Genomic DNA, 21,658 nt, shown 5'->3' with positions numbered 1-21,658 from the left:
CCAGAGAGCCCACCATGACCACCGACACCACCCTGCGCGGCGCGATCGACGCCGCGGCCCTGCGCGTCGCCCGATCGAAGGCGACGACGCTCGTCGAGGCGCTGCCGTGGCTCGAGCGCTTCCGCGGGGCACTCGTCGTCATCAAGTACGGCGGCAATGCCATGACCGACGACGCCCTCAAGGCGGCCTTCGCCCAGGACATCGTCTTCCTGCGCTACGCGGGGCTGCGTCCCGTCGTCGTCCACGGGGGAGGCCCCCAGATCCAGGCGATGCTCGACCGGCTCGGGCTGGTGAGCGAGTTCAAGGGCGGGCTGCGCGTGACCACCCCCGAGGTCATGGACGTCGTACGGATGGTCCTCACCGGTCAGGTCGGCCGTGAGCTCGTCGGCCTGCTCAACCAGCACGGCCCCGTCGCCGTCGGCATGTCCGGCGAGGACGCAGGGCTCTTCGGTGGCCGCCGACGCGGCGTCGAGATCGACGGCGAGAGCGTCGACATCGGCCTCGTCGGTGACGTCGAGTCGGTCGAGCCCGCCGCGGTCCTCGACATCCTCGACGCCGGTCGCATCCCGGTGGTCTCGACGATCGCGCCCGACCTCGACCAGGAGGGGCAGGTGCTCAACGTCAACGCGGACACCGCCGCGTCCGCGTTGGCCGTCGCCCTGCGGGCGCAGAAGCTCGTCGTCCTCACCGATGTCGAGGGCATCTACGCCGACTGGCCCGACCGTGACTCCCTCCTGTCGCACCTCAGCGTCTCCGGTGCCCGCGACCTCCTCGGCTCCGTCGACACGGGGATGATCCCCAAGCTCGAGGCGTGCATCCGCGCCGTGACACAGGGCGTCCCCCAGGCGCACGTCGTCGACGGGCGCCAGGCGCACTCGATGCTCCTCGAGATCTTCACCTCGGAGGGCTTCGGCACGATGATCCTCCCGGACGACACCGACGAAGGACGTGAGCGGTCGTGAACCCCGTCTCCGCGGAGCAGCAGGCGCTGCTCGAGCGCTACCGGTCCAGCCACATCGGGGTCTTCGGCCTGCCGGGCCTCGTCCTCTCCCACGGGGACGGTGCGTACGTCCACGACGTCGACGGCAACCGCTACCTCGACCTCCTCGGGGGGATCGCCGTCAATGCCCTCGGCCACGGCCACCCCGAGCTCGTCGCCGCGATCTCGAGGCAGGCCGGCGCCGCCGTCCACGTGAGCAACTTCTTCACCACACCCGCGCAGATCGAGGCGGCCGAGGCGCTGCTGCGCATCTGCGCGGCGCCGACCGGCTCCGGGGTCTTCTTCTGCAACAGCGGCTCCGAGGCCGTCGAGACCGCCATCAAGCTCTCCCGCCGCACCGGTCGTCGCGAGATCGTCGCCGTCGGAGGGGCCTTCCACGGTCGCACCACCGGTGCCGTGAGCCTGACCCACAAGGAGGCCTACCGGGCCCCCTTCGAGCCCTTGCTGCCCGGCGTCACCCATGTCGCTCCCGGTGACGCCGCCGCCCTTCGCGCTGCGGTGGGGCCGGACACGGCGATGGTGCTGCTCGAGCCGATCCAGGGGGAGGCCGGGGTGGTCCCGACACCCCCCGGCTACCTGGCCGAGGCACGGGAGATCACCCGCGAGGCCGGCGCCCTGCTCGTCCTCGACGAGATCCAGACGGGCATCGGACGCACCGGCGCGTGGTTCGCCCACCAGCTCGAGGGCATCGTCCCCGACGCGATCACGGTGGCCAAGGGCCTGGGAGGTGGCGTGCCCATCGGGGCCCTCGTGACCTTCGGCCCCGAGGTGACCGGACTGCTCACCGCCGGTCAGCACGGCTCGACCTTCGGGGGCAACCCCCTCGCGTGCAGTGCGGCCCTCGCGGTCCTGTCGACGATCGAGTCCGAGGGCCTCATCGAGCACGCGGTGGAGGCAGGGGACTTCCTCGTCGACCGGGTCGAGTCACTCGACCACCCGCTGGTGACGGGCGTCCGCGGAGCCGGCCTGCTGCGGGCGATCCGCCTGGCCCGACCGATCGCGCCGGCGAGCACCGCCATCGCGCGTCGCCACGGATTCATCGTCAACCCCGTCGCGCCCGATGCGCTGCGCCTCGCGCCGCCCCTGATCATCACCACCGACCAGCTCGCGACCTTCGTCGACGCCCTCCCGGCGATCCTCGACGAGGCCGACAAGGAGACCGCATGACCGCCCGCCACCTCCTGGCCGACGACGACCTCACGGCCGCGGAGCAGTCGCAGGTCCTCGACCTCGCCGCGGTCCTGAAGGCCGAGCGTCACGCGGAGCAGCCGCTCGCCGGTCCGCAGGCCGTGGCGATCATCTTCGACAAGCCGACACTGCGCACGCAGCTGTCCTTCGCCACCGGTGTCGCCGAACTCGGCGGGTACCCGATGAGCGTCGACGGCAACCTCGCGCAGATCGGCAGCCGCGAGTCGATCCCGGACGTCGCCCGCGTCATCGGCCGCCAGGTGAGCGCGATCGTCTGGCGCACCCACGGCCAGGCCCGGATCGAGGAGATGGCCGCACACGTCGACGTCCCGGTCGTCAACGCGCTCACCGACGACTACCACCCCTGTCAGCTGCTCGCGGACTTGCTGACGATCCGGGAGCACAAGGGCGCCACCGCAGGGCGCACCCTCGCCTACCTCGGTGACGGCGCCAACAACATGGCCCACTCGTACCTGCTGGCCTGCACCCTCGCCGGCATGCACGTGCGGATCGGCACCCCGGCGTCCCACCGGCCCACCGCCGATGTGCTCGCCCGGGCCGAGCGGATCGCCGCCGAGCAGGGTGGGTCGGTCCTGGTCACGGATGACCCCGCCACGGCCGCGGCCGGCGCGGACGTCGTTGCCACCGACACCTGGGTGTCGATGGGGATGGAAGAGGAGCAGGGAGGGCGCACCGGCGCGACCTCGCCCTTCGCTCCCTTCGCCGTCACCCGCGAGCTGCTCACCCACGCCGCTGCCGATGCGAGCGTCCTGCACTGCCTGCCGGCCTATCGCGGTGTGGAGATCGAGGCCGAGGTCATCGACGGGCCGCAGTCGGTCGTGTGGGACGAGGCGGAGAACCGCCTCCACGCGCAGAAGGCACTGCTGACCTTCCTGCTGCGCGCCTCGTCATGATCGCCCCGACGAGGTCGGGCCGCCAGGCGCACATCTGCGAGCTCCTGCGGGAGCACGTGGTGCGCAGCCAGACCGAGCTGCTCGCGCTCCTCGCCGCCGACGGCATCGAGGTCACCCAGGCCACCCTCTCCCGGGACCTGCTCGAGCTGCGCGCCGAGAAGGTGCGCGTGGGACGCGACCTCGTCTACGCCCTCCCGAGCGAAGGGGGCGATCGCACCCCCCGGGCGGCCGTGGGCCGGGAGGAGCTCGACGACCGACTCCGCCGGTTGTGCGAGGAGCTGCTCGTCACCGCACGCTCCAGCGCCCAGCTCGTCGTCGTGCGCACCCCGCCCGGCGCGGCGAACTACCTCGCCTCGGCCATCGACCACGCCCGCCTGCCCGAGGTGCTCGGCACCATCGCCGGGGATGACACGATCATGGTCATCACGGGCGGCCCGGACGAGGGCGAGGCCCTCACCACACGCCTGCTGGGCCCGTCCCAGTCCACCGACACCCAGGAGACACCGTGACCCCAGCGAGCCCCGACCGCGCGGACGGCCCGGACCCGTCGACCGAGCGGGTGAGCCTCTGGGGCGGTCGCTTTGCCGGTGGGCCGAGCGATGCCCTGGCCGCGCTGAGCAAATCGACGCACTTCGACTGGCGCCTCGCGCACTACGACATCGCCGGCTCGCGGGCCCACGCCCGCGTGCTGCACTCCGCCGGACTGCTCGAGGAGGCCGACCTCACGGCGATGCTCGCGGCCCTCGCGACGCTCGCCGAGGACGTCGAGTCGGGAGCCTTCGCGCCGGCCGAGGACGACGAGGACGTGCACACCGCACTGGAGCGCGGGCTGATCGAGCGCGCCGGCCCCGACGTCGGTGGGCGACTGCGAGCCGGCCGCTCCCGCAACGACCAGGTCGCCACCCTCTTTCGGATGTACCTGCGCGACCACGCCCGGATCGTCTCCGGACTGATCCTCGAGGTCGTCGGGGCCCTCGTGGAGCAGGCCGAGGCGCACATCGACGTGCCGATGCCCGGACGCACCCACCTGCAGCACGCCCAGCCGGTCCTGCTCGGTCACCACCTCCTCGCCCACGCCTGGGCGCTGCTGCGCGATGTCGAGCGCTTCGTCGACTGGGACCGCCGGACCGACCTGAGCCCGTACGGATCGGGTGCGCTCGCCGGGTCGTCGCTCGGACTCGACCCGGAGGCGGTCGCCGCCGATCTCGGCTTCACCGGCGCGGTGGACAACTCCATCGACGGCACGGCCTCGCGGGACTTCGTGGCGGAGTTCTGCTTCGTCTCGGCGATGACCGCCGTGGACATCTCGCGCCTGGCCGAGGAGGTCATCCTCTGGGCGACCAAGGAGTTCTCCTTCGTCACGCTCGACGACGCCTTCTCCACCGGGTCAAGCATCATGCCGCAGAAGAAGAACCCCGACGTGGCCGAGCTCGCGCGCGGCAAGGCCGGTCGTCTCGTGGGTGACCTGACCGGTCTGATGACGACGCTCAAGGCCCTGCCGCTCGCGTACAACCGCGACCTCCAGGAGGACAAGGAGCCGGTCTTCGACGCGGTCGACACGCTCGAGGTGCTGCTGCCGGCCTTCTCCGGCATGGTCGCGACGCTGACCTACCACGGTGACCGGATGGCCGCCCTCGCCCCGCAGGGCTTCTCGCTCGCCACGGACATCGCCGAGTGGCTGGTGCGCGAAGGCGTGCCCTTCCGCATCGCCCACGAGGTGGCCGGCGCGTGCGTCCGTGAGTGCGAGGACCGCGAGATCGAGCTCTGGGACCTCACCGACAAGGACCTCGCCCGGATCAGCGAGCACCTCACGCCCGGTGTGCGCGAGGTGCTCTCGGTCGAGGGGTCCCTTGCCTCCCGCGATGCGAAGGGCGGCACCGCCCCCGACCGGGTCCGGGACCAGATCGGCAGCATCCGGGCGGCTCTCGACGAGCACGGCGCCTGGGCGGCCACCCGGATCGAGGTCCGCTGATCGCACCGCGTCGAGGTCGACGGCTCACCGCCCGGGATCTGGGTGAGGAGCCGCTCGAGGTGGCCCGGACCTTTCTCGGGGCACACCTCGTCGTCGACGGCGTCACCCTGCGCCTGACCGAGGTCGAGGCCTACCACGGGAGCCTCGACCCGGGCTCCCACGGCTACCGGGGGATGACCCCGCGCACCGAGGTGATGTTCGGCCCGCCCGGTCACCTCTACGTCTACCGCTCCTACGGCATCCACTGGTGCGCCAATGTCGTCTGCGGGGCGACGGGGGAGTGCGCCGCGGTCCTCCTGCGCGCCGGCGAGGTGGTGGCCGGGCACGACCTCGTGACGGCCCGCCGGCCGGACGTGCGTGAGCGAGACCTCGCGCGGGGCCCGGGCCGCCTGACCAAGGCACTGGGCCTGACCGGGGACGACAACGGTGCGTCGGTGGTCGGGGGAGGAACCCCCTTCGCCCTCCACGCACCGTCCGAGCCGGTCCCGGACGCGCTCGTGCGCACCGGACCCCGGGTCGGGGTCTCCGGTCCGGGAGGGGACGGCGCGGCGCATCCGTGGCGCTACTGGCTCGACGGCGATCCGAGTGTCTCGCCCTACCGGCCGGGCCGACGGTGAGGCTCAGACGGGGTTGACGGTGACGTCGATCTGCTGCGCGAGGTAGTTCTCCATCCCGACGCGCGTGCAGGCGTCGAGCTGGGCCTCGAACCAGTCCGCGTGCGACTCCTCGTCCCTGGCCATGCCCTCGAAGACGTTGGCGGTCGCGTGATCGCCGAACTCGTGGCACTCCGTGGCCGCATCGTTGAAGGCGGCGATCGCGTGCAGCTCGCTGGCCAGGGCCAGCTCGAGCATCTCGACGGCGTTCTCGCCGACCTGGATGTTGTTCAGCTTCTGGACGTTGGGGTGGCCGTCGAACATGAGGATGCGTTCGATGAGCTCGTCGGCGTCCTTCATCTCGCCGATGGACAGGTCGTAGAAGACCTTGCCCAGACGCGGCAGACCCCAGTTGTCGAGCATCCGCGCATTGAGGAAGTAGCCGTTGACGACGGTCAACTCGATGGTGAGGGCCTCGTTGAGGAGGGTGATGACCTTCGGGTCAGCTGGCTGCACGTTCGACCTCCGCAGGAATGTGGGACAGGTCGCTGGCGACCTCGGCTCCCGCAGTCTTGCAGAGAAGGCGTCGCACGGAGAAGACACAGCTCCCACAGTCACGGCCGGCCCCCGTGCTCGCGCACACCTGGGAGAGCGTGGTCGCGCCGGCCGCCGCGGCGGCGGCGATCTGCTTGTCGCCGACGACGGCGCAATGACACACGATCACAGCGAGCTCCCTTCCTTGGTGAGGTGAGGCATACCTTAACCCGACGAAGGGTGCTCCTGTCACCCCACGTTCCACATGGCGGATCGGTGCGCCCTGACGGGTCCGCCGCGCCCTCATGGCAGGCTGTGGTGGGACGCCCAGCAGGTGCGCCCACGACCCTCCCGGAAGGACCGAGACGACCGTGACCGACATCCTCGACGAGCTGCAGTGGCGCGGGCTGATTGCCCAGACCACTGACGAGACCGCCTTGCGCAAGGCCCTCGACGACGGTCCGGTCACGCTGTACTGCGGCTTCGACCCGACGGCTCCCTCGCTCCACTTCGGCAACCTCGTCCAGCTGATCGTCCTGCGCCACCTGCAGCGCGCGGGGCACCGCGTCATCTGCCTCGTCGGGGGGTCGACCGGCCTCATCGGCGATCCCCGGCCCACCGCCGAGCGCGTGCTCAAGACCAAGGAGCAGACCGCGGAGTGGGTCGGCAGGATCCAGGGGCAGGTCCGCCCCTTCCTCGACTTCGAGGGAGACAACGCGGCGTTCACCGTGAACAACCTCGACTGGACGTCACCGATGTCGGCCCTCGACTTCCTGCGTGACGTGGGGAAGCACTTCCGTGTCAACCAGATGGTGCGCAAGGACGCCGTCGCGGCCAGGCTCAACAGCGACGAGGGCATCTCCTACACGGAGTTCAGCTACCAGATCCTCCAGGGGCTCGACTTCCTCCAGCTCTTCCGGGAGTACGGCTGCACGCTCCAGACGGGTGGACAGGACCAGTGGGGCAACCTCACCGCGGGCTCGGACCTCATCCACCGGGCCGAGGGGGAGTCGGTCCACCTGCTCACGACGCCGTTGATCACCGATGCCGCCGGGAACAAGTTCGGCAAGTCGGAGGGGAATGCGGTCTGGCTCGATCCGGCCATGACGAGTCCGTACGCCTTCTACCAGTACTGGCTCAACGTCGAGGACGCCTCGGTCATCAAGCTGCTCAAGGTCTTCACCGACCGGAGCGCGCAGGAGATCGGTGAGCTCGAGCGTGTCGTCGCGGACGAGCCCTTCCGTCGCGCGGCGCAGAAGGTGCTCGCGACGGACATGACGAGACTGGTGCACGGCGAGGAGGCCACGGTCTCCGTGGAGGCCGCGTCGCAGGCGCTCTTCGGGAAGGGGGACCTCGGGTCCCTCGACGAGCGGACCCTCATCGATGCCACGAGCGAGCTCCCGGGCGCTGATGTGCCCGCCGGCACCGGGGTGCTCGACGCCCTGGTGGCCACCGGACTCGTCGACTCGAAGAAGGCCGCACGACGGGCGATCGGCGATGGTTCGGTCTCCGTCAACGGCGAGAAGATCGCCGACGAGGCTCGGGTGCTGTCACCGGCCGACTACTTCCACGGACGGGTCGCCGTCCTGCGCCGCGGCCGCAAGAACCTCGCCGCTGCGCGAGCGAGCTGACGCGCGAAGAGCCGTGCGGGAGACCCGATTTGGTGCCACGACGATCGGTGTTCTAGTGTTCATCACGTCAGCCCGAGAGGGAGGAACGGACACCACGTGGCAGCCCTTGCCGGGTTGCACCAAGTAGGCCGGTCCCGCCGAGCAGACACCCACTCCGAGCGAGTGCCCCGCACCATCGCGTGCACCGGGACAACGGACTTGGAAGCACGGCAGCGCCGCTGCTAGAGTGGGAGATCGCCGCAGACGACAGTCCGCACGATTCGCTCCAGCAGGAGCACGGATCAGCGAGTTTGACGCTGTAGCGATCACAGTAGTAAGTTTGAGAAGTTGCCCCTTGTGCGGTTCGCCTGGTTGGTGGGTGGTGTGGGGTGTGCGTGTGAATCTTGAGAACTCAACAGCGTGTCAATGATCGATGCCAATACCTCGTGTCTTTTGGCTGATTGTGTCTGGTCCTTTAGTGGGCTGGGTGTGGTTGGTTGGAGGGCGCATTATTTCTTTGGTTGATTGAGATTCAAACAGCGATTTTTTAACGCTGGTTGTTCTTGCTCAGCCGGGATTCTTACACCCTTTGTTGGGTTATTGATTGGCTTCTGATGCGTGCACTGCTTCGTGTGGTGTGTGTGTTGGGGGTTTTTATCATCAACGGAGAGTTTGATCCTGGCTCAGGACGAACGCTGGCGGCGTGCTTAACACATGCAAGTCGAACGGTGAAGCTCCAGCTTGCTGGAGTGGATCAGTGGCGAACGGGTGAGTAACACGTGAGCAACCTGCCCCAGACTCCGGAATAAGCACTGGAAACGGTGTCTAATACTGGATACGAGATGGAACCGCCTGGTTACCGTCTGGAAAGTTTTTCGGTTTGGGATGGGCTCGCGGCCTATCAGCTTGTTGGTGAGGTAATGGCTCACCAAGGCGACGACGGGTAGCCGGCCTGAGAGGGCGACCGGCCACACTGGGACTGAGACACGGCCCAGACTCCTACGGGAGGCAGCAGTGGGGAATATTGCACAATGGGCGAAAGCCTGATGCAGCGACGCCGCGTGAGGGATGACGGCCTTCGGGTTGTAAACCTCTTTCAGCAGGGAAGAAGCGAAAGTGACGGTACCTGCAGAAGAAGCACCGGCTAACTACGTGCCAGCAGCCGCGGTAATACGTAGGGTGCGAGCGTTGTCCGGAATTATTGGGCGTAAAGAGCTTGTAGGCGGTTTGTCGCGTCTGCTGTGAAAATCCGGGGCTCAACCCCGGACTTGCAGTGGGTACGGGCAGACTAGAGTATGGTAGGGGAGACTGGAATTCCTGGTGTAGCGGTGAAATGCGCAGATATCAGGAGGAACACCGATGGCGAAGGCAGGTCTCTGGGCCATTACTGACGCTGAGAAGCGAAAGCATGGGGAGCGAACAGGATTAGATACCCTGGTAGTCCATGCCGTAAACGTTGGGCGCTAGGTGTGGGCCTCATTCCACGAGGTCCGTGCCGCAGCTAACGCATTAAGCGCCCCGCCTGGGGAGTACGGCCGCAAGGCTAAAACTCAAAGGAATTGACGGGGGCCCGCACAAGCGGCGGAGCATGCGGATTAATTCGATGCAACGCGAAGAACCTTACCAAGGCTTGACATATACCGGAAACACTCAGAGATGGGTGCCCCTTTTTGGTCGGTATACAGGTGGTGCATGGTTGTCGTCAGCTCGTGTCGTGAGATGTTGGGTTAAGTCCCGCAACGAGCGCAACCCTCGTTCTATGTTGCCAGCACGTAATGGTGGGGACTCATGGAAGACTGCCGGGGTCAACTCGGAGGAAGGTGGGGATGACGTCAAATCATCATGCCCCTTATGTCTTGGGCTTCACGCATGCTACAATGGCCGGTACAATGGGCTGCGAAACCGCAAGGTGGAGCGAATCCCAAAAAACCGGTCTCAGTTCGGATTGGGGTCTGCAACTCGACCCCATGAAGTCGGAGTCGCTAGTAATCGCAGATCAGCAACGCTGCGGTGAATACGTTCCCGGGCCTTGTACACACCGCCCGTCAAGTCACGAAAGTCGGTAACACCCGAAGCCGGTGGCCCAACCCTTGTGGGGGGAGCCGTCGAAGGTGGGACTGGCGATTGGGACTAAGTCGTAACAAGGTAGCCGTACCGGAAGGTGCGGCTGGATCACCTCCTTTCTAAGGAGCTTTAAATATCGGCCGGCTGCTGTGATGGTGGTTGGTCGTGGCCTGGTTTTGTCGGCGAATGTTCGGCAGCTGGGTGCTCTGGGTGGAACATCGATTATTTGACATTCTCGCGTGGTCATGAGCGTGTGAGTACCTGCTCCTTCCTTTGTTGGGGGGTTGTGGTGGAAAGCTGCTGGTGGGTGTGTGGGGGTGTTTGACACGTTGTTGGGTCCTGAGGGTTCAGGCGTTTGCTTGTTCCTGATGGCCAACGAGAGCCGGCCGCGCCGTGATGCGTGGTGGGTGTTGGTTGTGGGCCCTGCCTGGTTGGTGAACCGCTGGTGTCTCCCGTGTTGTGGGGGGTGTTGGTAGGCGCTGGCGTGAGGGTGGGGTGCTGCCCGTATGTTGAGAACTACACAGTGGACGCGAGCATCTTTGTGGCTCAAGTTTTTAAGGGCGCACGGTGGATGCCTTGGCACCAGGAACCGAAGAAGGACGTAGGAATCTGCGATAAGCCTCGGGGAGTCGATAACCAGACTGTGATCCGAGGATTTCCGAATGGGGAAACCCGGCTGGAGGCAAGTCCAGTCACTCCCGGCTGAATATATAGGCCGGGTAGAGGGAACGTGGGGAAGTGAAACATCTCAGTACCCACAGGAAGAGAAAACAATTGTGATTCCGTGAGTAGTGGCGAGCGAAATCGGATGAGGCCAAACCGGTTGTGTGTGATAGCTGTCAGGCGTTGCATGATCGGTGTTGTGGGACCTTTGTCCCGGGACTGACATTCCGGGCTGGAGTAAAAAATCTGCGTCATAGTCGAAGAGTCTTGAATGGCTCGGCACAGAGGGTGCGACCCCCGTAGACGAAATGGCATGGACTTCAGATGAGTGTTCCCAAGTAGCACGGGGCTCGAGAAATCCCGTGTGAATCTGGCGGGACCACCCGCTAAGCCTAAATATTCCCTGGTGACCGATAGCGGACAAGTACCGTGAGGGAAAGGTGAAAAGTACCCCGGGAGGGGAGTGAAATAGATCCTGAAACCGTGTGCCTACAATCCGTCGGAGCCTCCTTGTGGGGTGACGGCGTGCCTTTTGAAGAATGAGCCTGCGAGTTAGTGCTCAGTGGCAAGGTTAACCCGTGTGGGGAAGCCGTAGCGAAAGCGAGTCCGAATAGGGCGAATGAGTCGCTGGGTCTAGACCCGAAGCGGAGTGATCTACCCATGGCCAGGTTGAAGCGACGGTAAGACGTCGTGGAGGACCGAACCCACTTAGGTTGAAAACTGAGGGGATGAGCTGTGGGTAGGGGTGAAAGGCCAATCAAACTCCGTGATAGCTGGTTCTCCCCGAAATGCATTTAGGTGCAGCGTCACGTGTTTCTTACCGGAGGTAGAGCTACTGGATAGCTGATGGGCCTCACCAGGTTACTGACGTTAACCAAACTCCGAATGCCGGTAAGTGAGAGCGTGGCAGTGAGACTGCGGGGGATAAGCTCCGTGGTCGAGAGGGAAACAGCCCAGATCACCAGCTAAGGTCCCTAAGCGTGTGCTAAGTGGAAAAGGATGTGGAGTTGCCGTGACAACCAGGAGGTTGGCTTAGAAGCAGCCACCCTTTAAAGAGTGCGTAATAGCTCACTGGTCAAGTGATTCCGCGCCGACAATGTAGCGGGGCTCAAGCACACCACCGAAGCTGTGGCATTAGCATTATTGCTCGGCATCATCCTTTCGGGGGTGGTGTCCAGGCGTGTTGATGGGTAGGGGAGCGTCGTGTGGCGAGCGAAGCGGCGGAGTGATCCAGCCGTGGATGCCACACGAGTGAGAATGCAGGCATGAGTAGCGAAAGACGGGCGAGAAACCCGTCCGCCGAATAACCAAGGGTTCCAGGGTCAAGCTAATCTGCCCTGGGTAAGTCGGGACCTAAGGCGAGGCCGACAGGCGTAGTCGATGGACATCCGGTTGATATTCCGGAACCGGCGAAGAACCGCCCATGATGAATCTAGTGATGCTAAACGCCTGAAACTCACCGCAGAGGTCTTCGGATCTCACTGGTGAGCGGAACGCGTGACCCGATCTGGTAGTAGTCAAGCGATGGGGAGACACAGGAAGGTAGCCTCCGCGTGGCGATGGTTGTCCACGTCCAAGGGTGTAGGGAGTCAGGTAGGTAAATCCGCCTGGCATCAATCCTGAGACCTGATGGTGACCGCTTTTGCGGGAAGTAGGGTGATCCTATGCTGTCGAGAAAATCCTCTAGCGAGGTTCTAGCCGCCCGTACCCCAAACCGACTCAGGTGGTTAAGTAGAGAATACTAAGGCGATCGAGTGAATCGTGGTTAAGGAATTCGGCAAAATGCCCCCGTAACTTCGGGAGAAGGGGGGCCTGGACCCTGAAGCTCTTCACGAGCTAGGGGAAAGGGCCGCAGAGACCAGGGAGAAGCGACTGTTTACTAAAAACACAGGTCCGTGCGAAGTCGCAAGACGATGTATACGGACTGACGCCTGCCCGGTGCTGGAAGGTTAAGAGGACCGGTTAGTTCCCCTTGTGGGAGCGAAGCTGAGAATTTAAGCCCCAGTAAACGGCGGTGGTAACTATAACCATCCTAAGGTAGCGAAATTCCTTGTCGGGTAAGTTCCGACCTGCACGAATGGCGTAACGACTTCTCCACTGTCTCAACCACGAACTCGGCGAAATTGCATTACGAGTAAAGATGCTCGTTACGCGCAGCAGGACGGAAAGACCCCGGGACCTTCACTATAGCTTGGTATTGGTGATCGGGACGGCTTGTGTAGGATAGGTGGGAGACTATGAAGCATGCACGCTAGTGTGTGTGGAGTCATCGTTGAAATACCACTCTGGTCGTTCTGGTTATCTAACCTCGGTCCGTGATCCGGATCAGGGACATTGCCTGGTGGGTAGTTTAACTGGGGCGGTTGCCTCCTAAAATGTAACGGAGGCGCTCAAAGGTTCCCTCAGCCTGGTTGGCAATCAGGTGGCGAGTGCAAGTGCACAAGGGAGCTTGACTGCGAGACAGACATGTCAAGCAGGGACGAAAGTCGGAACTAGTGACCCGACGGTGGCTTGTGGAAGCGCCGTCGCTCAACGGATAAAAGGTACCCCGGGGATAACAGGCTGATCTTCCCCAAGAGTCCATATCGACGGGATGGTTTGGCACCTCGATGTCGGCTCGTCGCATCCTGGGGGTGGAGTATCTCCCAAGGGTTGGGCTGTTCGCCCATTAAAGCGGCACGCGAGCTGGGTTTAGAACGTCGTGAGACAGTTCGGTCCCTATCCGCTGTGCGCGTAGGAAACTTGAGAGAGGCTGACCCTAGTACGAGAGGACCGGGTTGGACGAACCTCTGGTGTGTGAGTTGTCCTGCCAAGGGCACCGCTCATTGGCTACGTTCGGGAGTGATAACCGCTGAAAGCATCTAAGCGGGAAGCATGTCTCAAGATGAGGTTTCCATGAACTACGGTTCGAGAGGCTCCCAGTAGACTACTGGGTTGATAGGCCAGACGTGGAAGTGCAGCAATGCATGGAGCTGACTGGTACTAATAAGCCGATGACTTGATACACACACAACACTTGTTGCGTAAAAAAAGTAATGTTCGCGTCCACTGTGCAGTTCCCGAGATACGGTCACACCTCCCACACAGGGTGGTTCCACGTATTTCCATAGAGTTACGGCTGTCACAGCGAAAGGGAAACGCCCGGTCCCATTCCGAACCCGGAAGCTAAGCCTTTCAGCGCCGATGGTACTGCACTGGAGACGGTGTGGGAGAGTAGGACGCAGCCGGACAAACATTCCAAGGAACGCCCTGATCGGTGTCGTCTGATGACGAGATCGACGGGGCGTTTCTTGCATGTGTGGGCACTGCAGGGGAGTGTTGATGCCACACGTGGGTAGCCAGGTCACAGAGAGGGAGTTGCCAGTGGACCAGAGGTCAAGTGGACCCGGGCGGGGCCGTCGCGACGGCGACCGTGGACAAGGCGGGCCCCAGCGGGGCCGCGATGACCGAGGGGCCCCACGTCGTGGTCCCGACACGCGCCCCGAACGCGGGGGAGGCCAGCGCGAGGGAGATGACCGCGGCGGGTCACGCCTCGTGCCCAAGGAGGGGCGCAAGCCGGAGCCGGCGATCTCCCCCGAGGTCACGGGCGCCGAGCTGGATCGGGGCGTGCGCCAGCAGCTGCGGACGCTGAGCAAGGAGAACGCGGACGGGGTGGCCCAGCACCTGGTCATGGTGGCCGCCCTTCTCGAGGCCGAGGACGTCGACGGCGCCCTGGCACACGCGGAAACTGCTGTCCGCCGCGCCGGCCGGGTACCTGCGGCTCGCGAGGCCCTGGGCTTCGTCGCCTACCGGATGGGTGACTTCGCCCGGGCCCTGACCGAGTTCCGCACGGTGCGCCGCCTGAGCGGGTCCTCGCACCTCCTGCCGCTGATGGTCGACTGCGAGCGTGGCCTCGGGCGCCCGGCACGGGCCCTTGAGCTCCTCGGCTCCACCGAGGCGCGGTCGCTCGGCCAGGAGGAGCAGATCGAGCTGCTCATCGTCGGTAGCGGTATCCGCCGTGACATGGGTCAGCCGCAGTCCGCTGTCCTGGCCCTGCAGGGGCAGGTCGAGAAGGTGAAGAACAAGCCCTGGGCGGCACGGGTCTGGTACGCCTACGCGGACGCACTCCTCGAGGTGGGCCGCGAGGACGACGCGCGGTCCTGGTTCGCCCAGGCGGCGGTGGCCGATCAGGATGGCGAGACCGACGCCGTCGAGCGGGTCGAGGAGCTGGACGGTGTGTACGTCGAGGAGATGAACGAGGAGGAGCCCCGGGAGTGAGCGCTCTCGGTGATGGCTTCGATGCGGTCATCTGTGACCTCGATGGGGTCGTCTACACCGGGCCCGTGGCCGTGGATCACGCGGTGGACTCGCTCAACGCCCTGACCGTGCCCGTCGTCTACGCGACGAACAACGCCTCACGTACGACGGGCGAGGTGGGGGAGCGGCTGCGATCGTTCGGCATCGTCACCAGCGACGACGTCGTGCTCACCTCCTCGCTGGCGGCAGCCCGGGAGCTCGCGTCCACCGTGTCCCGTGGCGCGCCGGTCCTCGCCATCGGAGGCGAGGGGGTGGCCGCCTCCCTTCGCTCAGTGGGCCTGCAGCCTCGTCGGCCGGGGGACGAAGGGGAGGTCGTCGCGGTGCTCCAGGGCTACGGGCCGGGCGTGACGGCAGCCGACCTGGGGGCCGCGGCGGTGGCGGTTCGCTCTGGTGCGCGCTGGGTTGCGACCAACGACGACCTCACCCTGCCCACCGAGGAGGGACCCGTTCCCGGCAACGGGGCGCTCGTGGCCGCGGTACGGCTCGCGGTCGACGTCGAGCCCGAGGTCATCGGGAAGCCTCACCCTCCGATGTATCGGCTGGCCGCACAGGCGGCCGGCGCCCGGGCGGCGCGCACGGTTGCGGTGGGGGACCGCCTGGAGACGGACATCGCCGGTGCCCTGGCCGCCGGGATGGCGGCCGTGCTCGTCCTCACCGGTGTGCACGGTCCCGCGGACGCTGCGGCCGCACCTCCCGAGCGCCGACCGACCCACGTCCTCACCGACCTGCGAGGGCTCTGCGAGCCCTATCCGCAGCAGGTGATGGAGGGTGACTGGTTCGTCCGGGGCGCGGCACGGGCCCGGTGTGGCGAGGCCCTCGAGGTCGAGGGGCACGGGGTCGACGCGACCCGGGCCGCGCTCGATGCCCTGTGGGACGCGGTGGACGCGCGCCGGATCACGTCCGGGAGGGCTCGCGCCCTCCTGGTCAACAGGTAGCGTGGGAAGCAGTCGATACGAGGAGTGACGTGGACCCACTACGCGGAGCCATCCACCTGGGCCTGAAGCTGACCGAGGCGACGCTCGACCGGGCGCTCGACGTCGTCAAACTGGCCGACACCCTGCTGGTGGCCAGCGCGGTCCCGTCCGTGCGCGAGCCGGCCCGGACGGAGCCGGTGTGGCCCCACGAGGAGCAGGCCGACCTCGACGCCCTGAGCGCCACCCTGCGGGCCCGCAAGAGCCCGGCGGCCAAGAAGCCAGCGACCACGAAGAGTTCGCCCGCGAAGAAGTCCGCGGCGAAGAAGAGTTCGCCTGCGAAGAAGTCCGCGGCGAAGAAGAGTTCGCCTGCGAAGAAGTCCACGGCGAAGAAGAGTTCGCCCGCGAAGAAGTCCACGGCCAAGAAGTCCTCGCCCGCGAAGAAGACGGTCGCTGCCGAGGCCCCGACCCTGCCCGTGCTGCCCGATGCCTGAGGAGATGCAGCCAGAAAGGGTGCGGACCACTGCCCCCGAGACCGGCGACCTCGTCGTCGACGCCGCACTGCGGGACCTCGCCGCGATCGACCCCGCTGACCTCGACGCCACCGTGGCGACGGGCGAGGCGGTGCACGCGACGTTGACCTCGCGATTGTCCGACCTCGGGACCTGAGTGGCGCCCGGGACCACTCGGCTCGACGTCGCCCTCGTGGGACGTGGTCTGGCCCGCAGTCGCACCCGGGCCGCTGAGCTGATCGCAGCCGGTTCGGTGACGGTGGGCGACCGCCTCGCGACCAAGCCCTCCTTCCGGGTCGCTGCCGAGGACGAGATCGTCGTCGTCGCAGACGCCGACCACTGGGTCGGTCGGGCCGCGGGCAAGCTCGTCGGTGCCTTCGACGCCTTCCCCCTCGACGTGCGCGGACGGCGGTGCCTGGACATCGGTGCGTGCACGGGAGGCTTCACCCAGGTCCTCCTGGAGCGCGGTGCCGAGCACGTCATCGCCCTCGACGTGGGGCACGACCAGCTCGCCCCGGAGATCGCGGCGGATCCCCGGGTCCAGGACCGCAGCGGGACGACCATCCGGGGCCTGGGGCCGGCCGACCTGGGCGGGCCGGTCGACCTGACCGTCGGGGACCTGAGCTTCATCTCCCTTCGCCTCGTCCTGGCGGAGATCGCCGGACTGCTCACCGAGGACGGTGAGGCGGTCCTGCTCATCAAGCCGCAGTTCGAGGTGGGCCGAGGACGGCTGGGGCGTCGAGGCGTGGTCACCTCTGCGCAGGCGCGGGTGGAGGCCATCGGGTCGGTGCTCGGCGCCGCACGGGATGCCGGGCTCTTCGTGGCCGGACTGGCCGCGAGCCCCGTCCTCGGGGGAGGGGGCAACCACGAGTACCTCGTCCACCTGACCCGACGCACTGGTGTCGGGATGACGTGGCAGGCTCAGCAGGTGATGATCCGCGACCTGGTGCAGGAGGAAGTATGAGCGAGGACCGACATGTGCTCCTCTTGACGCACCCCGGACGGCCGGAGGCGCTCGAGGTGGCCACCAGGGTGGCCGAGCGTCTCACCGAGGCGGGGGTCCGCGTCCGCGTCCCCGACGGTGAGGTCGCCGACACCATCCTCGGCCGGTGCCCGGTCGCTCTCGTCCACGAGGGTGAGGACGTGGCTGATGGCGCCGAGCTCATCGTCGTCCTCGGTGGGGACGGCACGATCCTGCGAGGCGCCGAGCTGGCGCGCGGCTCGAGGGTCCCGGTGCTCGGGGTCAACCTCGGTCATGTCGGCTTCCTCGCCGAGGTCGAGCGCGAGGACGTCGACGCGACGGTGGAGCACATCGTCAGCCGCTCCTACAGCGTCGAGGAGCGGATGGCACTCGATGTCGTCGCCACCCTGGACGGCCGCGAGATCGCGCGCAGCTGGGCGCTGAACGAGGTCACCGTCGAGAAGGCCTCCCGCGAGAGGATGCTCGTGCTCACGGCCGAGATCGACGGCCGCCCGCTCTCGACGTGGGGCTGCGACGGCGTCGTCATGGCGACGCCGACCGGATCCACCGCGTACGCCTTCTCCGCCGGGGGGCCGGTCGTCTGGCCCGGGGTCGAGGCGATGCTCGTCGTGCCGATCAGCGCGCACGCGCTCTTCGCGCGCCCGCTGGTCGTCGCACCGACCTCGGACCTCGCGGTGGACCTCGTGCCCGGCACCGAGGGCCACGGGGTCCTGTGGTGCGACGGTCGCCGCGCCGTCGACCTGCCGCCCGGCTCTCGCATCGAGGTCAGTCGCTCGGCTGAGCCGGTGCGCCTCGCTCGGCTGAACTCCTCGCCCTTCACCGACCGTCTCGTCGCGAAGTTCGACCTGTCCGTCCACGGCTGGCGTGGCCGTCGACAGGGAGAGCCGGGAGCCTGACGCATGCTGCGCGAGCTGCACATCCGTGACCTGGGGGTCATCGAGGACGCCACCCTGCCGCTGGACCCCGGTCTGACGGTCGTCACCGGCGAGACCGGCGCAGGCAAGACGATGGTCGTCACCGGTCTCGGGCTGGTTCTCGGCGGCCGGGCGGACCCCGGCCTCGTGCGTGCCGGCCGTGACGAGGCGGTCGTCGAGGCGGAGCTCGAGCTGGCGCCGGGCCACCCGGCGCGGGAGCGGGCCGCGGAGGCCGGAGCCGTCAGTGACGAACCGGAGCTCATCCTCGCTCGGACCGTCTCCGCCGCGGGACGCTCCCGTGCCCACGTCGGAGGACGCCGGGCGCCGATCTCGACACTCAACGACCTCGCCGAGGACCTCGTCGCCGTCCACGGCCAGGCCGACCAGTGGCGCCTGCGCCGCCCGGCACAGCACCGGGCGCTGCTCGACTCCTTCGGTGACGAGTCGGTGGCCAGACCGGCCGGCGAGGTCGCGCAGCTCTTCGCCGCCTGGCAGGAGGCGAAGGGCGAGCTCGCCCACCTCGTCGACGGCGAACGGACCCGGTTGCAGGAGCTCGAGCTGCTCACCCACCAGCTCGAGCAGATCGACACCGTCGACCCCCAGCCGGGAGAGGACGTGGAGCTCTCCCGGGAGTCCGAGCTGCTCGGCCACGCGGAGGACCTGCGCACCGGAGCGGACGCCGCCCACCGGCTGCTGTCCGATCCGGACAACTTCGCCGGGGACGACGCCGTCGGACGCATCGCCCGGGCCGGTGACGAGCTGAGGCGGCTCACCGAGCACGACCCGCGGCTGGACGATCTCCACCGCCGGCTGTCGGAGGTGGGCATCCTCGCCTCGGACCTCGCCGGTGAGCTCTCCGGATACGCGGCCGACATCGAAGCTGACCCTGCCCGGCTCTCGGTCGTCGAGCAGCGACGTGCGGCCCTGACCGACCTCACCCGGCGCTACGGCGATGACATCAACGCTGTCCTGGAGCACCGGGACACCGCACGACAGCGGCTGCTGACCCTCGAGGGCGCCGACGAGCGCATCGAGGCGCTCACCGCCCGCGTCGACGAGGTCGCCGGGGCACTGTCCGCGGCGGTGAGCCGCCTCACCGCCGCCCGGACCGTTGCCGCAGCACAGCTCGCCTCCTCCGTCGAGGGAGAGCTCGCCCAGCTGGGTATGGACAAGGCGCGCGTCGAGGTCGCCGTGGAGCCGCGCGCCGACGACGCAGGCCCCCGGCTGCCGGGACCTGATGGCGATCGGCGGATCTCCGCCGATGGCGCCGACGCCGTGGAGATCCGGGTCGCCGCCAACCGGGGGAGTGCACCGCGCTCGGTGACCAAGGCCGCCTCCGGTGGTGAGCTGTCCCGGATCATGCTGGCGATCGAGGTGGCCACGGCCGGGTCCGGCCGCGCGCAGGTGCCCACCTTCGTCTTCGACGAGGTCGACGCCGGGGTCGGCGGGCGGGCCGGTCTCGACGTCGGGGCGCGTCTCGCGGCCCTGGCCCGCACGAGTCAGGTCATCGTCGTGACCCACCTCGCGCAGGTCGCCGCACACGCCGACCGGCACCTCGTCGTGCGCAAGAGCCACGACGAGCAGGTGACCTCGAGCGATGTGCGCGTCGTCGAGGGGGAGGACCGCCTCGGCGAGATCTCGCGGATGATGGGCGGCGGCGACACGCAGGTCGGACTCACCCACGCCCGCGAGCTGCTCGACCAGTGCCGCGCGGGCGCGAATCAGGGCCCGCGGCAGTCCGAGGGACCCTGAGGTACGCCGAACCCGATATGTGACGTAAAGTGAAAGCCCGTGGTGGCACTGACGAAACACATCTTCGTGACCGGAGGAGTTGTCTCCTCACTCGGCAAGGGTCTGACGGCATCGAGCCTCGGGCATCTCCTGCGGGCCAGAGGCCTGAAGGTGACGATGCAGAAGCTCGATCCCTACCTCAACGTCGACCCGGGGACGATGAACCCCTTCCAGCACGGGGAGGTCTTCGTCACCGAGGACGGGGCCGAGACCGATCTGGACATCGGGCACTACGAGCGCTTCCTCGACACCAACCACGACGGCTCTGCCAACGTGACCACCGGTCAGGTCTACAGCCGCGTCATCGCGCGCGAGCGCAAGGGCGAGTACCTCGGCGACACCGTCCAGGTCATCCCGCACATCACCAACGAGATCACCTCGCGGATGCGCGCCCCCGCGGCCGGTAGTCCCGGCGTCGAGGACTCCGCCGCGCCCGACATCATCATCACCGAGATCGGTGGCACCGTCGGTGACATCGAGTCGTTGCCCTTCCTCGAGGCCGCGCGGCAGGTACGCCACGAGCTGGGCCGGGACAACTGCTTCTTCCTCCACGTCTCGCTCGTGCCGTACATCGCCCCGAGCGGTGAGATGAAGACCAAGCCGACCCAGCACTCCGTCGCTGCGCTGCGACAGGTCGGCATCCAGCCGGACGCTCTGGTCCTGCGCGCCGACCGTGACATCCCCGCCGACATCAAGCGCAAGATCTCGATGAGCTGCGACGTGGACAAGGACGGCGTCGCCGCGTGCGTCGACGCGCCGAGCATCTACGACATCCCCAAGGTGCTGCACCGCGAGCACCTCGACACCTTCGTCATCCGGCGTCTCGGCCTGAACTTCACCGATGTGGACTGGGACAGCTGGGACACCCTGCTGCGCCGGGTGCACCAGCCGCGGCACGAGGTCGAGGTCGCGCTCGTCGGGAAGTACATCGACCTGCCGGACGCCTACCTGTCGGTGACCGAGGCGCTGCGTGCCGGTGGTTTCCACAACGACGCCAAGGTGCGCATCCGTTGGGTGCCCTCGGACGACTGCGACACGGACGCCGGGGCGGCCAGAGCGCTCGGCGGCGTGGACGCGGTCCTCGTTCCCGGAGGCTTCGGCGTCCGGGGGATCGAGGGCAAGCTCGGGGCGCTGCGCTGGGCCCGCGAGCACCAGGTCCCCACGCTGGGGATCTGCCTCGGCCTGCAGTGCATGGTCATCGAGTACGCCCGGAGCGTCGCGGGGATCGAGGGGGCGAGCTCCACCGAGTTCGACCCCGCGTCGACCGCACCGGTCATCGCGACCATGGAGGAGCAGAAGTCCGTCGTCGACGGCTCCGGGGACCTCGGCGGCACGATGCGACTGGGCGCCTACCCGGCAGACCTCCTCGAGGGTTCGGTCACCGCGCAGGCCTACGACGCGACCACGGTCACCGAACGTCATCGGCACCGCTACGAGGTGAACAACGCCTACCGGGCCGAGCTCGAGCAGGCCGGCCTCGTCGTCAGCGGGACGCACCCGCAGCTCGGGCTCGTCGAGTTCGTCGAGCTGCCCCGCGACGTCCACCCCTACTACGTGTCCACCCAGGCCCACCCCGAGTTCAAGTCGCGCCCCGACAAGGCGCATCCGCTCTTCGTCGGGCTCATCGGTGCGGCCGTCCAGGCGCAGCGCGACTCCCGTCTCGTCGAGGTCGAGCCGAGCATCGAGCCCGTGACCACGGACGCGACGGCCTGAG

Annotated in this window: 17 protein-coding genes and 3 rRNA genes; 18 read left to right on the top strand and 2 right to left on the bottom strand. The window is 67.1% G+C overall.

Going from position 1 to position 21,658, the window contains the following annotated elements; translation table 11 throughout:
- The first annotated feature begins 14 nt into the window (after positions 1-14).
- The 6 genes from argB to ACR9E9_RS12200 are packed head-to-tail and all read left to right on the top strand — an operon-like array spanning position 15 to position 5,691.
- Positions 15-962 (top strand): acetylglutamate kinase, encoded by a 948-nt coding sequence (gene argB, locus ACR9E9_RS12225; RefSeq protein WP_435198813.1) that lies wholly within the window; start codon positions 15-17, stop codon positions 960-962.
- Positions 959-2,167: an acetylornithine transaminase gene (locus tag ACR9E9_RS12220; RefSeq protein WP_435198811.1), complete on the top strand. Its 1,209-nt coding sequence runs from the start codon at positions 959-961 to the stop codon at positions 2,165-2,167. Before argB ends, ACR9E9_RS12220 begins: the two co-directional genes overlap by 4 nt.
- Positions 2,164-3,102: an ornithine carbamoyltransferase gene (gene argF / locus ACR9E9_RS12215; RefSeq protein WP_435198809.1), complete on the top strand. Its 939-nt coding sequence runs from the start codon at positions 2,164-2,166 to the stop codon at positions 3,100-3,102. The genes ACR9E9_RS12220 and argF overlap by 4 nt, the downstream gene beginning before the upstream one ends.
- On the top strand, positions 3,099-3,611 hold the full coding sequence (locus ACR9E9_RS12210) for an arginine repressor (RefSeq protein ID WP_435198807.1): 513 nt from the start codon (positions 3,099-3,101) through the stop codon (positions 3,609-3,611). Before argF ends, ACR9E9_RS12210 begins: the two co-directional genes overlap by 4 nt.
- Positions 3,608-5,074: an argininosuccinate lyase gene (argH, locus tag ACR9E9_RS12205; RefSeq protein WP_435198805.1), complete on the top strand. Its 1,467-nt coding sequence runs from the start codon at positions 3,608-3,610 to the stop codon at positions 5,072-5,074. The genes ACR9E9_RS12210 and argH overlap by 4 nt, the downstream gene beginning before the upstream one ends.
- A gap of 59 nt (positions 5,075-5,133) precedes the next feature.
- Complete coding sequence (locus tag ACR9E9_RS12200; RefSeq protein ID WP_435198803.1) at positions 5,134-5,691, top strand: DNA-3-methyladenine glycosylase; 558 nt, start codon at positions 5,134-5,136, stop codon at positions 5,689-5,691.
- Between the two features lie 3 nt (positions 5,692-5,694).
- Here ACR9E9_RS12200 and bfr read toward each other — a convergent pair whose 3' ends face one another.
- Complete coding sequence (gene bfr, locus ACR9E9_RS12195) at positions 5,695-6,183, bottom strand: bacterioferritin (protein ID WP_435198801.1); 489 nt, start codon at positions 6,181-6,183, stop codon at positions 5,695-5,697.
- A complete protein-coding gene (locus ACR9E9_RS12190; RefSeq protein ID WP_435198799.1) occupies positions 6,170-6,508 on the bottom strand; it encodes a (2Fe-2S)-binding protein in 339 nt (112 codons plus the stop codon). Before ACR9E9_RS12190 ends, bfr begins: the two co-directional genes overlap by 14 nt.
- 64 nt (positions 6,509-6,572) lie before the next feature.
- Here ACR9E9_RS12190 and tyrS point away from each other — a divergent pair, with 64 nt between their 5' ends.
- The 12 genes from tyrS to ACR9E9_RS12130 all read left to right on the top strand — a co-directional run bounded on the left by tyrS (position 6,573) and on the right by ACR9E9_RS12130 (position 21,657).
- Positions 6,573-7,832, top strand: coding sequence for a tyrosine--tRNA ligase (gene tyrS, locus ACR9E9_RS12185; RefSeq protein WP_435198798.1), 1,260 nt, complete (start codon positions 6,573-6,575; stop codon positions 7,830-7,832).
- A 639-nt stretch (positions 7,833-8,471) separates the two neighbouring features.
- Positions 8,472-9,994: ribosomal RNA gene (locus tag ACR9E9_RS12180) — 16S ribosomal RNA — on the top strand.
- A gap of 425 nt (positions 9,995-10,419) precedes the next feature.
- Positions 10,420-13,544 (top strand): 23S ribosomal RNA (locus tag ACR9E9_RS12175).
- Between the two features lie 107 nt (positions 13,545-13,651).
- A 5S ribosomal RNA gene (gene rrf / locus ACR9E9_RS12170) occupies positions 13,652-13,768 on the top strand.
- Together the 16S, 23S and 5S rRNA genes form the textbook arrangement of a ribosomal RNA operon.
- Positions 13,769-14,072: 304 nt before the next feature.
- Positions 14,073-14,795, top strand: a complete 723-nt coding sequence (locus ACR9E9_RS12165; protein WP_435198796.1) for a tetratricopeptide repeat protein — start codon at positions 14,073-14,075, stop codon at positions 14,793-14,795.
- On the top strand, positions 14,792-15,769 hold the full coding sequence (locus tag ACR9E9_RS12160) for an HAD-IIA family hydrolase (protein ID WP_435198794.1): 978 nt from the start codon (positions 14,792-14,794) through the stop codon (positions 15,767-15,769). The genes ACR9E9_RS12165 and ACR9E9_RS12160 overlap by 4 nt, the downstream gene beginning before the upstream one ends.
- 29 nt (positions 15,770-15,798) lie before the next feature.
- Positions 15,799-16,239: a hypothetical protein gene (locus tag ACR9E9_RS12155; protein ID WP_435198792.1), complete on the top strand. Its 441-nt coding sequence runs from the start codon at positions 15,799-15,801 to the stop codon at positions 16,237-16,239.
- A 19-nt stretch (positions 16,240-16,258) separates the two neighbouring features.
- Positions 16,259-16,414 carry a hypothetical protein gene (locus tag ACR9E9_RS12150; RefSeq protein ID WP_435198790.1) on the top strand — a complete coding sequence of 52 codons (156 nt, stop codon included), beginning with the start codon at positions 16,259-16,261 and terminating at the stop codon, positions 16,412-16,414.
- A complete protein-coding gene (locus ACR9E9_RS12145; RefSeq protein ID WP_435198788.1) occupies positions 16,415-17,221 on the top strand; it encodes a TlyA family RNA methyltransferase in 807 nt (268 codons plus the stop codon).
- Complete coding sequence (locus tag ACR9E9_RS12140) at positions 17,218-18,135, top strand: NAD kinase (RefSeq protein WP_435198786.1); 918 nt, start codon at positions 17,218-17,220, stop codon at positions 18,133-18,135. The genes ACR9E9_RS12145 and ACR9E9_RS12140 overlap by 4 nt, the downstream gene beginning before the upstream one ends.
- A gap of 3 nt (positions 18,136-18,138) precedes the next feature.
- Positions 18,139-19,905, top strand: coding sequence for a DNA repair protein RecN (gene recN, locus ACR9E9_RS12135; protein ID WP_435198784.1), 1,767 nt, complete (start codon positions 18,139-18,141; stop codon positions 19,903-19,905).
- A gap of 39 nt (positions 19,906-19,944) precedes the next feature.
- Positions 19,945-21,657: a CTP synthase gene (locus tag ACR9E9_RS12130; protein WP_435198782.1), complete on the top strand. Its 1,713-nt coding sequence runs from the start codon at positions 19,945-19,947 to the stop codon at positions 21,655-21,657.
- Position 21,658 lies beyond the last annotated feature (1 nt).

Source organism: Janibacter sp. GS2 (genome assembly GCF_051200835.1).
Taxonomy (GTDB): Bacteria; Actinomycetota; Actinomycetes; order Actinomycetales; family Dermatophilaceae; genus Janibacter.
The sequence above is the reverse complement of the archived record's forward strand: the minus strand, read 5'-3'. Positions and strand labels throughout refer to the sequence as shown.